This is a genomic window from Bdellovibrio sp. HCB117 (assembly GCF_047305915.1).
GTDB lineage: Bacteria > Bdellovibrionota > Bdellovibrionia > Bdellovibrionales > Bdellovibrionaceae > Bdellovibrio > Bdellovibrio bacteriovorus_B.
Window position 1 is genome coordinate 3489128 of the sequence record NZ_CP178622.1, and the last position, 14088, is coordinate 3503215.

At 44.2% G+C, this 14088-nt stretch carries 14 protein-coding genes; 11 read left to right on the forward strand and 3 right to left on the reverse strand.

All coding sequences use genetic code 11. The features are described from left to right. The first annotated feature begins 45 nt into the window (after nt 1-45). The 4 genes from ACLWBD_RS16510 to ACLWBD_RS16525 all read left to right on the forward strand — a co-directional run bounded on the left by ACLWBD_RS16510 (nt 46) and on the right by ACLWBD_RS16525 (nt 4394). Entirely contained in the window at nt 46-954 is a 909-nt protein-coding gene (locus tag ACLWBD_RS16510) for a MerR family transcriptional regulator (protein WP_413569026.1), read from the forward strand. Between the two features lie 107 nt (nt 955-1061). Beyond that, nucleotides 1062-2015 (forward strand): GNAT family N-acetyltransferase, encoded by a 954-nt coding sequence (locus tag ACLWBD_RS16515; RefSeq protein WP_413569027.1) that lies wholly within the window; start codon nt 1062-1064, stop codon nt 2013-2015. Between the two features lie 93 nt (nt 2016-2108). Then, nucleotides 2109-2771 (forward strand): dihydrofolate reductase family protein, encoded by a 663-nt coding sequence (locus ACLWBD_RS16520; RefSeq protein WP_413569028.1) that lies wholly within the window; start codon nt 2109-2111, stop codon nt 2769-2771. A gap of 78 nt (nt 2772-2849) precedes the next feature. Then, complete coding sequence (locus tag ACLWBD_RS16525; RefSeq protein ID WP_063205439.1) at nt 2850-4394, forward strand: AbgT family transporter; 1545 nt, start codon at nt 2850-2852, stop codon at nt 4392-4394. A gap of 48 nt (nt 4395-4442) precedes the next feature. Here ACLWBD_RS16525 and katG read toward each other — a convergent pair whose 3' ends face one another. Together katG and ACLWBD_RS16535 are read right to left on the reverse strand one after the other, a co-directional pair. After that, nucleotides 4443-6641 carry a catalase/peroxidase HPI gene (gene katG / locus ACLWBD_RS16530; protein ID WP_413569029.1) on the reverse strand — a complete coding sequence of 733 codons (2199 nt, stop codon included), beginning with the start codon at nt 6639-6641 and terminating at the stop codon, nt 4443-4445. Between the two features lie 118 nt (nt 6642-6759). Then, nucleotides 6760-7113: a YciI family protein gene (locus ACLWBD_RS16535; protein ID WP_413569030.1), complete on the reverse strand. Its 354-nt coding sequence runs from the start codon at nt 7111-7113 to the stop codon at nt 6760-6762. Nucleotides 7114-7264: 151 nt separating this feature from the next. On the opposite strand from ACLWBD_RS16535, the gene ACLWBD_RS16540 reads away from it, so the two are divergent. From ACLWBD_RS16540 to ACLWBD_RS16550, 3 genes are all read left to right on the forward strand, one after another. Next, nucleotides 7265-8167, forward strand: a complete 903-nt coding sequence (locus ACLWBD_RS16540; protein WP_413569031.1) for a sigma-70 family RNA polymerase sigma factor — start codon at nt 7265-7267, stop codon at nt 8165-8167. A gap of 2 nt (nt 8168-8169) precedes the next feature. Beyond that, a complete protein-coding gene (locus ACLWBD_RS16545) occupies nt 8170-8541 on the forward strand; it encodes a DoxX family protein (RefSeq protein ID WP_063205443.1) in 372 nt (123 codons plus the stop codon). A 119-nt stretch (nt 8542-8660) separates the two neighbouring features. After that, the gene (locus ACLWBD_RS16550; protein ID WP_063205444.1) at nt 8661-9119 is read left to right on the forward strand and encodes a PepSY domain-containing protein; all 459 of its coding nucleotides are present in this window, start codon (nt 8661-8663) and stop codon (nt 9117-9119) included. Between the two features lie 62 nt (nt 9120-9181). On the opposite strand, the gene ACLWBD_RS16555 is transcribed toward ACLWBD_RS16550, so the two are convergent. Continuing rightward, the gene (locus tag ACLWBD_RS16555; protein ID WP_413570744.1) at nt 9182-9658 is read right to left on the reverse strand and encodes a nuclear transport factor 2 family protein; all 477 of its coding nucleotides are present in this window, start codon (nt 9656-9658) and stop codon (nt 9182-9184) included. A 328-nt stretch (nt 9659-9986) separates the two neighbouring features. Between ACLWBD_RS16555 and ACLWBD_RS16560 the strand changes: the two genes are divergently transcribed. The 4 genes from ACLWBD_RS16560 to ACLWBD_RS16575 all read left to right on the forward strand — a co-directional run bounded on the left by ACLWBD_RS16560 (nt 9987) and on the right by ACLWBD_RS16575 (nt 14085). Next, nucleotides 9987-10283: an ArsR/SmtB family transcription factor gene (locus ACLWBD_RS16560; RefSeq protein WP_413569032.1), complete on the forward strand. Its 297-nt coding sequence runs from the start codon at nt 9987-9989 to the stop codon at nt 10281-10283. A 194-nt stretch (nt 10284-10477) separates the two neighbouring features. Then, nucleotides 10478-11227, forward strand: coding sequence for an SDR family NAD(P)-dependent oxidoreductase (locus ACLWBD_RS16565; RefSeq protein WP_063205447.1), 750 nt, complete (start codon nt 10478-10480; stop codon nt 11225-11227). 541 nt (nt 11228-11768) lie between these two features. Continuing rightward, nucleotides 11769-12611 (forward strand): hypothetical protein, encoded by an 843-nt coding sequence (locus ACLWBD_RS16570; RefSeq protein WP_413569033.1) that lies wholly within the window; start codon nt 11769-11771, stop codon nt 12609-12611. A 4-nt stretch (nt 12612-12615) separates the two neighbouring features. Next, nucleotides 12616-14085 carry an Eco57I restriction-modification methylase domain-containing protein gene (locus ACLWBD_RS16575; RefSeq protein ID WP_413569034.1) on the forward strand — a complete coding sequence of 490 codons (1470 nt, stop codon included), beginning with the start codon at nt 12616-12618 and terminating at the stop codon, nt 14083-14085. The last annotated feature ends 3 nt before the right edge of the window (nt 14086-14088 follow it).

The following is a 14088-nucleotide window of genomic DNA, read 5'->3' on the forward strand; positions in this document are numbered from 1 at the left end:
TGACTACTGGCATACCTTGAACTATGTCTGTCATTTGGAGTGACTATGGAAGTATTTAGCATCGGCATCGTCGCAAAGATGACCGGCCTTACCGAGTTTACTCTTCGCGCTTGGGAAAGACGTTACGGCGTCCCTCTTCCAAATCGAAGTGATACCGGACGGCGCGTGTATGCACTTCGTGAAATCGAGAAGCTTAAGATATTAAAGCTCCTAACAGAGAGCGGTCACTCTATTGGTGAAATCGCCCATCTTGAGCTGCCAAAACTCAATGCTTTGGTGAAGCAAAGCGTGGAAAATTCGGCCACAGCTCAAACAGTTCTGAAATTAGTGGCTGCAACCTCAGAGTGCGATCTTCCCCGGCTCTCCGCCCTATTAAAATCAGCTCAATTGGAAAATGACACCCGAACACTGTTAGTAGAAGTTATCAGCCCCACCCTAGCCGAAATCGGTCGAAGAGTTTTCGACGGCGAGCTTGATGTCTATCACGAGCATGCGGCCTCCTCGGTGATTCGAAATCTTCTTTCGGGGATTCTCTATTCTATAGAACAACTGCCGGATAAGAACGAAACAAAAACCATTATTCTAGCAACTCCGGAAGGCGAGCATCACGAATTCGGAGTTCTTATTTCTGCCATTCTAGCAGCGCTTCGAGGAAATAAGGTTTTATACCTCGGCCCCAATATGCCCGCTATTTCTTTTGCCCGCGCCATTAAAAACGCCAACGCCGCAGTCGCGGTTGTTGGGTGCTCAGCTCCCCAAGAAGCTTTATCAACGTCTCGGTACAAAGACTTTGTGAATCAGCTTTCAGCGGAGGTGGATAACTCGGTTCCCTTCTGGTTTGGGGGCTTTCGAAATGAGGATATTGAAAAGCTCTCCTGTCTGACCAAAAGAGATGTTGTTTTCATGAACCGCTACCAGGATCTGGAGCGAGCCTTAAGAGAACTTTCTAAATAGCTTAAAACTTTAAGGCCCCAGAAATGGGGCCTTTCCATTTATTAAATAATTTATACGGACCTGGTTTTTCGTTTACAAATTACGTAACTAGTTACATATATCTCATCATGAAGATATTTGAACAGCTCGGCCGTGTTGCCTTAGGAACCCGTGTGCGCTTTTTCGGCGAAAGAATCGCCGATGATGCCACAAAGATTTATGGTCTTTATGACATTGATATGAACCCCAAGTGGTTCCCGGTGTTTTACGTACTTTCTCAGGACGAGGAAAGAACGATCACCTCTATTGCAGAAGAGATCGGACACTCCCACGCCTCCGTCAGCAAGATCGTCAAAGAGATGATTAATGCCCGGCTAATTCTAGAAAAAACGAGCAGTGCAGATAAACGTCGCACGCTGGTCAGTCTTTCGAAAAGCGGTAAGGACATGGCACGCAAGATTGAAGCCCAGTATCTGGATGTCAAAGCCGCTGTCGAAGAACTTTCCGCCCAGTCGAAAAATGATCTTTGGAAAGCGTTGGAAGAGTGGGAATATCTTTTCGCGCAGAAGTCTTTGTTTGCCCGGGTCGCTGAACAAAAGAAGAAGCGCGAATCAGCGCATGTTGAGATCGTTCCCTACTCACGAAAATACCGTTCGGCCTTTTTAGAGCTGAATGAAGAGTGGATTCGCACTTACTTTAAAATAGAACAAGCGGATCGAGACGCCTTAGGGGACCCAGAAGGTTATATTCTAAAGCGCGGCGGTCATATCTTCGTCGCACTTTTAAATAATAAACCCGTTGGCGTGTGTGCTTTGATTAAACGCGATGACCCAACTTATCCCTATGAGTTAGCAAAGATGGCGGTGGCGCCTGAAGCCCGAGGCAAAAATATCGGTTGGCTTTTGGGAAATGCCATTGTGGATAAGGCCAAAGAACTAAAGGCAAAAAAATTGTTTTTAGAAAGCAATACCATTTTAAAGCCTGCCATCTCTCTGTATGAAAAATTGGGGTTTAAAAAAGTCGTGGGTCCTCCCACACCCTATGAAAGATGCAATATTCAGATGGAACTGAAGTTAAAATAAGCTCCATAAGCTTTTATCTTGCGCGAAAACAGCCGTTCTTAATTTGACTGGTTTATTTTCCGAAATAGAATCGAAGTCACGACGGAGAACTCTATGCGCAAGATTATTGGCGGTGTCTTTCAATCTCTCGATGGTGTTATTCAAGCTCCGGGAGGTCCCGAAGAAGACCCCACGGGCAGCTTCAAGTACGGTGGTTGGTCCACTTCATTTTGGGATGAACGCATGAACGCCGCTATGGGAGCGGTCTTTGATCAACCCTTTGATCTTTTGCTGGGCCGACGGACTTATGACATATTCGCGGCGCATTGGGGTTATCTTGGCGACAGCGATCCCATCGCCGCTTCTTTTACGAAGTGCGCGAAGTATGTTCTGACCCACGGTGATCAATCTTTAGATTGGAAAAACTCGCATCGCGTTTCCAGCATGGAAGAACTAAAAAAAATCAAAAGTGCGGAAGGACCTGATCTTTTGATACAGGGAAGTTCGACACTTTACCCTGCGCTTTTTGCTGAAAACTTAATTGATCGTCTTTTCGTCATGACCTTTCCGGTGGTCCTTGGAAAAGGCAAACGCTTGTTCGGGGAAGGAACTCCCGGTGGCAGACTGAAGATGGTGCAAAGTGATATTTCTTCCACGGGAGTTATCATTGCGACTTACGAACCTGACGGCAAAGTTCCCATAGGAGATTTTGGTCTTTCAAAACCAAGCCCCGCAGAACTTCAGCGCAGAGAAAAAATTAAAAAGGGTCAGTGGTAAGAATCCGTCTTTATTCTTGATCCTAACTTTCAACAGTGGTCTGCTTGGTGAGTAGAGTTTTTACTACCGAGGGGACGAATGAGTACAGATGTTCAGGCCGCAGACAATCGACTGTTGAATAGAATTCTTTTAAAAGTTGAAAAAGCCGGAAACGCATTGCCACAACCGGCGCTGATGTTTTTACTTTTGGCGTTCATCGTCGTCATTGTTTCAGCTATTTTGGCTGCGATGGGAATTGAAGCGACAAATCCCGTCACTAAAGCCGTCATCAAACCAGTGAATCTTCTCTCTGTTAGCGGACTGCATATCATTCTTACGGACATGGTAAAAAACTTCACAAGCTTTGCGCCATTGGGAACTGTGTTAGTGGCCATGCTGGGTTTTAGTTTGGCAGAGAAAAGTGGACTTTTAAGTGCGATTCTTCGCTTGGTCGTGACTAAATCTCCGCGAGCTCTTTTAATTCCCGCTATTTTACTTGCAGGTATTCTTTCGCATACGGCAGGTGATATCGGGTATGTTCTATTAATTCCCCTTGCTGCGATGGTATTTCACAGTGTGGGTATGCATCCTTTGGCAGGACTCGCTATTTGTTTTGCCGGAGTCTCTGGTGGATTTGCGGCAAATTTTATCATTAGCTCTATTGATCCTTTGTTAGCGGGCCTTTCTCAAGAAGCTGCCCGCGTGATGGATCCGAACTATGTTGTGACTCCGGTTGTAAACTGGTACTTCATGTCGGCTTCTTCGCTTTTGATTATTGTCGTGGGTACCATCATTGGAAAGAAAATCACCATTCCGTATCTAGGAAAATATCAAGGAGATGCTCCGCATGCGGGACCAACAGAACTTAATGCCTATGAGCGCCGCGGTCTTTTATGGTCCGGAGTTGTTTTTGCGATTTTATTAGTTATGCTTCTTCTGGGAACAGTTCCCTCAAATGGTTTTTTAAGAAACCCAGAAAATGGTTCGGTGCTTGATTCTCCCTTCTTAAAAGGCACAATCGCGATCATTTTCATTTTCGGTATCTTAACGGGCCTTGCTTACGGCTTTGGCGCAAAAACATTTAAAAGCCAAACCGATATCACCAATGCCCTTCAAGATTCGATGGCAACTATGGCGCCTTATCTTGTCATGGTATTCTTCGCCTCCCAGTTTATCGCCTTGTTTGCGGCTTCCAATGTAGGTCTTATTTTAGCGGTGAATGGTTCCGATTTGCTTAAATCAATGGGACTTTCGGCGATTCCGTTGATGATTGGTTTTATTATTCTGATCTGTGTTCTAGATATTTTTATCGGGAGTGCTTCCGCGAAGTGGGCTTTAACTGCCCCTGTTTTTGTTCCCATGTTCATGCTTTTGGGTCTTTCACCAGAGCTGACACAAGCATCTTACCGTGTGGCGGATTCCGTGGTGAATATTATTTCTCCGCTGATGCCTTACTTCCCTTTGATTCTAGCATTTGCGAATAAGTATGATCCTAAAGCTCGCGTCGGTACTTTGATCGCGCTGATGATTCCTTACTCAATTGCATTCTTAATCACTTGGTCCATTATGCTCTTTGTTTGGATCGGCTTTGATTTGCCACTAGGACCAGGAGCCCACTTAAAATATATTATTCCTGGACAATAGGAATAAAACGAAAGGTCCCATCGCTTCTGCCATGGGACCTTTTTTTATTTACGCTCGAGGCAGATCGTAACGGTCCAGATTCATCACCTTGTGCCACGCCGACACGAAATCACGAACGAATTTTTCTTTGGCGTCGTCCGCTGCATAAACTTCAGACAGGGCCCGGAGCTGAGAATGCGCGCCGAATACTAAGTCTACCGCCGTCGCGGTCCACTTGGTTTTTCCTGACTTGTCTTTTCCTTCATAGATGCCGGCTTTTGATGGCTCACTCCACTCGATATTCATATCAAGAAGATTTGTGAAAAAATCATTGCTTAAGGTGCCTGGGCGGTCGGTCAGAACACCGTGGCGGCTGCCCTTGTGATTGATGTCTAAAGCTCGAAGGCCTCCTAAAAGGACTGTCATCTCCGGAGCTGTGAGGTTTAATAGATTCGCTCGATCCAACAACAAGGTCTCTGGTGAAAGCTTAGAACCATCGCGAACGTAATTTCTAAATCCGTCTGCTTTGGGTTCTAACACTGCGAATGAATGCTCATCCGTTTGGTCTTGAGAGGCATCCATACGCCCCGGCAAAAACGGCACGGTCGTGTTATGACCCGCTTTCCGTGCGGCATCTTCAATGGCGGCGCATCCACCTAAGACTATGAGATCTGCCATAGAGATCTTTTTTCCGCTCGATTGGGAACTATTAAAACTAGTCTGGATCTTTTCTAGCGTCTGCAGAGCTTTGCTTAATTCAGCTGGCTCATTCACTTCCCAAGTTTTCTGAGGCGATAAACGAACACGGCCTCCATTCGCTCCACCCCGTTTATCAGTTCCACGGAAGGACGAAGCTGCCGCCCACGCGGTTGCGATCAAGCGAGAATTGCTCAGGCCCGATGAAAGAATTTTTTCTTTCAAGGATTTGATATCTGATTCATCAACGAGTTTGTGATCTACATCAGGAATCGGATCTTGCCACAACTGTGGGGGCGGAACCCAGGGTCCCCAATAACGCGAACGCGGACCCATATCACGATGAAGAAGCTTAAACCATGCTTTCGCAAATGCGTCTGCGAACTCCGCCGGATTTTGATGATAGCGTTTTGAAATCTTATCGTACTCTGGATCCATCTTAAGGGCTAAGTCGCTTGTTAGCATTGTCGGTGAATGACGTACTTTGGGATCATGCGGATCAGGCACAGTATCTTTGGCTTCTTTATTTTTAGGCTTCCACTGGTGCGCCCCTGCCGGGCTCTTAGTTAATTCCCAATCATAATTATAAAGATGATTAAAGAAATCATGAGACCACTTCGTGGGTTGGGTCGTCCACATGCCTTCAAGGCCGCTTGTGATTGCGTGCGGGCCTTTACCGGTTTTATAGGAATTCTTCCACCCTAAACCTTGCGCATGGAAAGGGCATCCCTCTGGTTCTGGCCCGACATGATCGGGTTTCGCGGCTCCGTGAGTTTTTCCGAAAGTGTGCCCACCTGCAATCAGAGCCACCGTCTCTTCATCATTCATCGCCATACGCGCGAAGGTTTCTCTGATATCGCGTGCCGAGGATTTGGGATCGGGTTTTCCATTAGGTCCTTCGGGATTCACGTAAATTAATCCCATTTGGACAGCCCCAAAAGGTGCGGCTAACTCGCGATCTCCGCTATAACGTTCATCCCCAAGCCAGCTGTCTTCAGGTCCCCAGAAAACTTCAACTGGTTCCCACACGTCTTCGCGACCAAAAGCAAAGCCGAAGGTTTTAAAACCCATCGATTCTAAAGCGCAGTTCCCCGCAAAAACCAAAAGATCAGCCCAGGAAACCTTGCGACCGTATTTTTTCTTAATCGGCCATAGCAGACGACGGGCTTTATCTAAGTTCGCATTGTCAGGCCAACTATTCAATGGAGCAAAACGTTGGGCTCCATCGCCACCACCACCACGACCATCTTCGATACGGTAAGTTCCCGCTGCGTGCCAGCTCATGCGGATGAATAAAGGGCCATAGTGCCCAAAGTCCGCAGGCCACCACTCTTGAGAGTTCGTCATCAGTTGAATGACGTCTTGTTTTAATGCATCCACATCTAACTTTTTAAACTCTTCAGAATACTTGAAAGTATTTTCCATCGGATTAGCACGCGGCGAATGCTGATGAAGAACGGAAAGATCTAATTGATTCGGCCACCAATCACGATTGTTTCTAGGACGAGCCGTCTTCTTTGGCTGCGGTGGAGATATGGCGGGATTTTCACTTTCACTGCGTGGTTCAGACATGAGCGACTCCTTTGAATGTCCTCCACGTTTTCAAAAGTTTTTTAAATTGGAAAGGCTTTAGTATCAGAAGCCTGCGAACATTGTGTTTACACATGTCCGCAAGTAAATGATCATGTTTTTACCAGTATTGTTCCGCAGGACGAATTTCAATCGCTCCGCCAAGACGAGCCGCGGGAATTCTAGAAGCTACGGCTACTGCGGCTTCGATATTATCCGCCTCTAAAATGCAGTATCCACCGACACCTTCAGGCATGTAAGTTCCAGTTTTTACTTCTGGCTTGCCGTTGCGAACTTGCACCGTTTTCGCAACATTCGGAAGCCCCAGCGGAAGACCCGATACAAGGCCGGCAGTTTTATTAAACTCGGCATAGTCGGCGTAAATGGCCTTTTGCTCTTCATTAGATAAGGCATTCCATTCCTTTGTCCCTGGGAGTGGCGAATATCCCTGGTAAATTAATAATACGAACTTCATAAATAGCCTCCTTTTATTCGTGATTCCAATGGGTTAGGATATAGCAAAAATAATTGCAGTATCCTGTCACATTCTGTAGTGCCCATTCGTCATCCTTCTGACGAATGAAAGTTCACCGATGTGACAAAAAAAAATAAAATGTTGGCGGAGCATGGATAAAAAAGACTGGCTTACAAAAAATTTCGAAGACACGCGCACTCACTTAAAAGCCGTGGCTTATAAAATGTTAGGTTCTGCCGGCGAAGCGGAAGACGCCGTTCAAGAGGCGTGGATTCGATTGAATCATTCTGAATCCGAAAAAATTGAAAATCTAAATGGTTGGTTAACAACCGTTGTCGCCCGAGTTTGCCTAGATATGCTTCGCTCGCGCAAATCGCGCCGAGAAGAGGCTTTGGATCAAGACGACTCAAAAATGCAGATTCAGGATCCGGAAAACTTAGAAGCGAAATTTCTTATCGCGGATTCGGTCGGACCAGCTCTGCTAGTCGTACTAGATCATCTAACACCGAGTGAAAGAATTGCTTTTGTACTTCATGATCTTTTTGAAGTTCCTTTTGAAGACATCGCTCCTATTATTGACCGCACAGAAGAAGCCACAAGACAGCTTGCCAGCCGAGCACGTCGGCGCATCCGCGGCGTCAGTCATTCGCAACAGGATATCGAACGCCAACAAGAAGTTGTGGCGGCGTTTTTAGCGGCATCGCGCGAAGGAAACTTTGAAGCCCTTCTTCGCGTTCTTCATCCAGATGCTGTTCTTCGTGCGGATGAAACGGCGATTAAAGTCGCTGAGATGAATAAAGCTAGGGGCGCACCGCAATTCAAAAAAGAGATCAAAGGTGCTGCCGGTGTGGCAAACACTCTTAAAGGAAAAGCATCAGAGGCAAGATTGGCGTTAATTAACGGCGTTCCGGGACTGACTTGGGTTCCTGGTGGAAAACCCGTCGTTGCGTTTTGTTTCTCTGTCGAGGACGAAAAAATTTCCGCCATCGATATTGTTATGGATAAAGATAAGCTTACAAATATTGAAATTGAAATCATCGAAGCAGGAGAATAAGCATGAGCATTTTTTTATGGGTCCTTCAGTTTGCACTCGCATTTCATACGATCATCGGTGCAGTTTGGAAGTTTTCAAACACCGCAGAAGCCACGATGCCGACCTTAGCTTCCATTCCTCAAGGGGCCTGGATGGCCCTGGCGGTTGTGGAGATCATCGCGGGACTTTGTTTGATCCTACCTCTGTTTAAAAGAAATCTTGCGAAAGTCGCACCTATGGCGGCAGGCCTTATTGCCGTAGAGATGTTAGCGTTCTGCGCTCTTCATTTATTTTCGGGCAGTTCAGAATATGGTCCGATGATTTATTGGTTGATCGTTGCAGCACTCTGCGGATTCATCATTTATGGTCGCTTAGTACTAAGACCTATCAAGTAAATTTGTCATTCATCGGCGACGAATTTGTGTATAAGCAATGAGGTCGCGAATATGTCCTCCTTTGGTTGAGCTTTTCTAGAGTCAAAAATAAAATGACTCAAAACAATCAAGGAGGACAAATGCGTTTAGCAATTCTTGTGACTACGGCCATTTTAGGACTTTCTCTTCCTGCACTTGCCGAAAAAGTTTCTGAAGGAAAAATGAAAGAGAATTTAACCAAGCTCGTGCCTGAATCTAAAGTTGTAAAGCAAGACGGAGATGAATTCGAAGTCTCTACAGCGAAACAAACTATCGTTGAAGTGGAATTCAACCGTGATGGAACGGTGGAAGAGGCTTCCGGAGACGCCGCCGTGGCGGGTGACGTTTTCACTCCCGGAAACAATATGATCACTTTGCAACAAGCCGTCGATTCATTGAAAAAAGCCGGTAAAACTCCAAAAGGTGATTGGTCCTATAAGAAGTCCTTCACGAATGGATGGGTTTATGAATTTGAAGGCGTTGAAAACGGCAAAGACATGGAATACGCCGTGAGCGCTAAGGACGGTAAGATCGTCAAAGACAACCGCGATCTGCTTTAATATTTACTAAGCAAAGTCTTTTCATCTTCGCGTGAGAAGACTTTGCTTTTTGTCTATTCAGATCAATCTGCTTTAGACCCTTCAAACATTGTATTTCCGTTTGCCGTTTCCGCAGGAACAGGTTGAACGACATCAAAGTGCTCAACGATCTTTCCATTTTCGACTCTGAAAATATCCACGATAGCTCGGCCTAAATCTTTTTCATCCTTCTTTGAATGAAGATGAAGCGCCACCAAATCACCGTCAGCAATCGCGCGATAGATTTTTACGTGCGACTTCGGATTTTCTTTAAAGTAGCCCTCGAAGTAATTGTAAAAGGCAGCTGCTCCATTGGGAACTTGCGGATTGTGCTGGATGTATTTATCACCGATGTATTTCTTTGCGGCCTCAGTGGGCTTGTGTTTGTTGAACGCAAGTTCGTAGAATTCCGTGACTACTTTTTTATTCGCCTCTTCAGTTTTTTGGGCATTTTGAGTTTTAGCCCCAAGTGCCGTGACGGAAAAGAATAATACGGAGAAGATGCATAGGACTTTTTTGATATTCATTTCAATGCTCCTGTTAAAATTTTTGTTTCGATTTATTTCACCATAGGGAATTTCAAGTGACTAGCCCCTGCGGTCTTCAGTTTGTATATGAACATCAATTAGGACCAATACCGATGCTTATGCCCGGCTGGAAAAGCAACAGGTGGATTAAGTTAACCAAGCTTCGAAGGTTGGAAGGTTGGATTACTAAATATTCTTAATATAGAGATGTATAATAGATTAATACTCAATTCTCGTAAGACATCTTGCGGAATTCGAGTCTGAGGTCAAAATATGCGGCTATCTGGACAAAATTCATCATTTCCAGTATGATCACTGTATTATGACGACAAAAACAGTTCGCTTAACAGACAAACAGTTTGAGCAAATCGGAAAGGCCCTGGCGGAGCCTCGTCGTTATATGATTTTAAAGCAGATTGGCTCTTGTAAGAACGACGGTACGATGTCTTGTAGCGCCCTCCAGGAAGTGCATGAAATTTCCGCCGCCACTCTTTCCCATCACATCAAGGAACTTGAAACGGCAGGTCTTATTGAGATCACTCGCGAAGGCAAGTTCATGCGTATGTCCATTCGACGTGAAGTTTTACATGCCTATTTAGATAAGCTCGCAAAGATTTAATTCGCACCCCATTGCATTTTTAAACATCCCTTTAATTTTTAAGACATTTATATCTATTTGATTTAACTGAGCATTATAGAACATTTCGATAATTATCTAATCGTCGTATTGACAAAATAAATTTCATTTCGATATTTGTCTAAGTGTCGAACAATCAACCCGGTTTCATCCGGACCAATCAATGGAGTTCTTAAATGAAGAAGTTAAACGGAAAAGTTGCAGTAGTAACTGGAGCCTCTAAAGGCATTGGCGCGGCGATCGCAAAAGAATACGCCGCCCACGGCGCTTCGGTGGTGGTGAATTATTCATCCAGCAAAGAAGACGCGGATCGCGTGGTTAAAGAAATCATCGCTAATGATGGCAAAGCTATCGCCGTTCAAGGTAGCGTTGCCAACGAGAGCGACGTTAAAAGAATTTTTGAACAGACCAAGCAGGCTTTCGGAAAATTAGACATTCTAGTTAATAATGCCGGCGTTTATAAATTTGGCTCCATCGAAGAAGTTACCGAAGAAGAATTCCACCGCCAGTTCAACATCAATGTTTTGGGAATCCTTCTATCTACCCGCGAAGCTGTGAAATATTTTACCAAAGAAGGCGGAAGCATTATCAATGTCAGCTCCGTCGTAAGCACCAGCCCGATTCCAGGCACAGTGATTTATGCAGCCACCAAAGGCGCCGTTGATACGATGACCATCGGACTTGCTCGTGAGCTTGCTCCACGCAAGATTCGCGTCAACAACATCGCTCCGGGCGGCGTCGAAACTGAAGGCTCCATCACACTAGGTATGATCGGTTCCGACTTAGAAAAACAGATCGTTGCTCAAACACCACTTGGACGTATCGGCCAACCACAAGATATTGCAAAAATCGCGTTATTCTTAGCTTCCGACGAAGCTGGTTGGGTTACTGGTGAACGCATTCATGGCTCCGGTGGCGCCCGTTAATTAATTTTTTTTTCGAACTCGAAGAGGTGCAGGTTGGAACATTTCAGTAGCGAAAACTTAATAGTGATTTTGTTAGCGGGATTTTCCTTCTTGGACCTCTTCAAGAGCAGTGTGGTGCGGATACTTTCTTGGCGCAAGAATAGGTTTCTAGATATTGGATTTTCAACAAGAACAAGGTGTAACGAAAATTTCTGAAGGTTTCTAATTAAAGCCTAAAATCCGCAGTGCTTCTTTTGCGACTTGTCGTTCAGCTTTTTGTTCATCTTCATGTGCAAGTTTAGTGGGCTTTTCCTTTCTAATCTTACTTTAAAACCTCCGTGGTTATGATATTTGCAGCCGCAGCTGATCTGCTTTCATGGCTTTATCGATTGAACAATTTTGGAACCGTTCATGTTCAGGGATCCGAGAATAAGAAGGACCAATTAGATACCGTCTTTAGGCTAGAGCTCATTGTGTGATTCAGCTACTTAAGAAAGTCAGAAAGAAATCTGCTTAAACTGGAACGCATATCTGGCCTCTCGTTATAAACAAACCTGACGATATGTATAAGCAAATTAATATTGTTTGTTTATTGGGAGCAGCCATGAAAAACCTATTTTTTCTAGAAAATATGTATCATCGAAGTCGTGATAGAATTAAAGATCTCGGTGAGGTCTTCACACCGGAGGCGTATGTCGAGGACATGTTAAATTTGTTAGCAAAAGATAAGCGTGGGCTGTGGTCCGATGAGGACACTATATTTTTTGAACCTTGCGCGGGTCACGGAAATATAGTCATACCAATTTATAAAAGACGACTTGATGGGATTTACACGAAAGCTGTAACCAAAGGTTTATACAGTAAACCTGAGAGCCCTTTTTATGCAGTGGCCAGTGCTCTTAATACTTTATGGGCAATTGATATCGATCCTAAAAATGTTGAAAATTGTCGTTCCCGTGTATTGTCAGCGACCTTGAATTTCTTAAAAGCAAAATTAGAAATTAAAAGCGATGCAGTTCTATTTTCAAAAAACCGGATTTTTTTCGCTCATGTTCTGTCGGCGATCAAATGGCACGTCGATGAAAATGAAACCCTGTCCGCATTAAGTGCCCCCGAAAACGCCGAGGCCAGTGGCAACCTTACAAAAGCAGGGGCCAAGTGGTTTTCACAGAATGGCCACCACCCGATGGACTTTGATTTATCGTGGGTGAATTTTTACAAATCCTGCGAAGCCTCTAAAACTGTACCTTTAGAATACGAACGGTCCGTTCGTTTTATTGATGCCATTATTTCAGGAAATTTAAGAGGCTTTGAAGATTATGAATTTGCCAAAGCCGTTATTGAAATCACTAAACCACAAGATACCGCTCGCAAACCAAGCAGGACGCTGTCAGCTGGAGCCTAATTGAATGCATGCCTTAGCGATCAAACCCACAGCCCATATCGTTGATGTTCTGGGGAATGTAATTGGCCGAGATCAACCTATTTTACGAATGGAAAAGGCCCTTGAAATGGTGGCCCTACTAGGAGAAGAAATTTTCGCCAACGAAAATGTGGTTTTCTTTGACCCGTTCTGTAAAGCGGGTGAGCTACTGCTTGCCTGTGCATTTCATAGTTGTTTGGCCAAATCAAAAGGCCAAACCAAGTTATTGGATATAGATATGGTGATGAAAGAAATTTTCCAATCCAATAGATATTTTGGTCTTGCTCCCGATGAGCGACACCACCGCCTTAGCATACGCACTTTTTTAGGAAACGAACATTCACATAACGAAAAATTTAACCATATCATCCGTGATGGGCATTATTTGTCCGAGGAAGACGGAACACTCGACAAAGAGAAATTTGAAAGAGAGTTCAAATCTATGATCGAATACATCAGTTCAAAGGCAAAAAATAAAAAGGTAATTGCAGTGGGAAATCCGCCATACAGTGAAAACGATAATGGCGGAAATGGCTCAGGAGCAAGAGCCATATATCCATACTTTGTCGAATCACTGATAAACGCAGATATTATAGAAAAATCTATACTGGTGATACCTTCCAAGTGGTTTTCATCGGGTCGCGATCTTGAAAAATTTAAAAATAAAATCATTAACTCAAATCACGTAAAATCCATTACATATTTCGAAAATTCAAAAAATGTATTCCCTACTGTCAACATTGACGGTGGCGTCTGTTATCTAAATCTTGATAAATTTCATAATGATATCCCTTTATTTTTCGATGGTCTGTCACCTGATGTAGGATCAAAACTTGACCTCACCGGACTCGATATTATTCCAGATGATCCCAAGGCAATTCCGATACTGAAAAAAGTTAGGAGTAAATGGACCGGGAAATTTATTTCAGATAAATCAATCAAAGGCCGAGCCTTTGGCCCACGAACATTCTACTTCAAAAGAAATAGAGCCGAAAATAAGCCATTCGCGGGATCAATTGGATGCATTGGAACAGGAAAGGTTAAAAAGTATATTGACCGTAGTGCAGTCACAAGTAATCAAGATAAAATCGATCACTACAAAATATGTGTGCCAGTTGTCTATGGAGGGCGAGTTGGTGATCAAAAGACAACACTTCCACCACATGCAATTTGGATTGCTGAAGCAGGAACAGTTGTCACTGAGACTTACATGGTAGTTTATTCCTCCAAAAATAAAAAAGAGGTCGAACGAGTAGCTACCTACCTAAGAAGTGACTTCTCCCGCTATCTTTTTGGTTTAAGAAAACTCACAGCCAGCATTTCTTGGGAAAAATGGCTATGGGTTCCTCTTTTAGAAATGAATCGAGATTGGTCAGATGAAGATTTATTTGATTTCTTTAATTTTACAAAAGAAGAACGATCCCACATTAAAAGGAAAGTTAAGGAATGGTCCTAAATC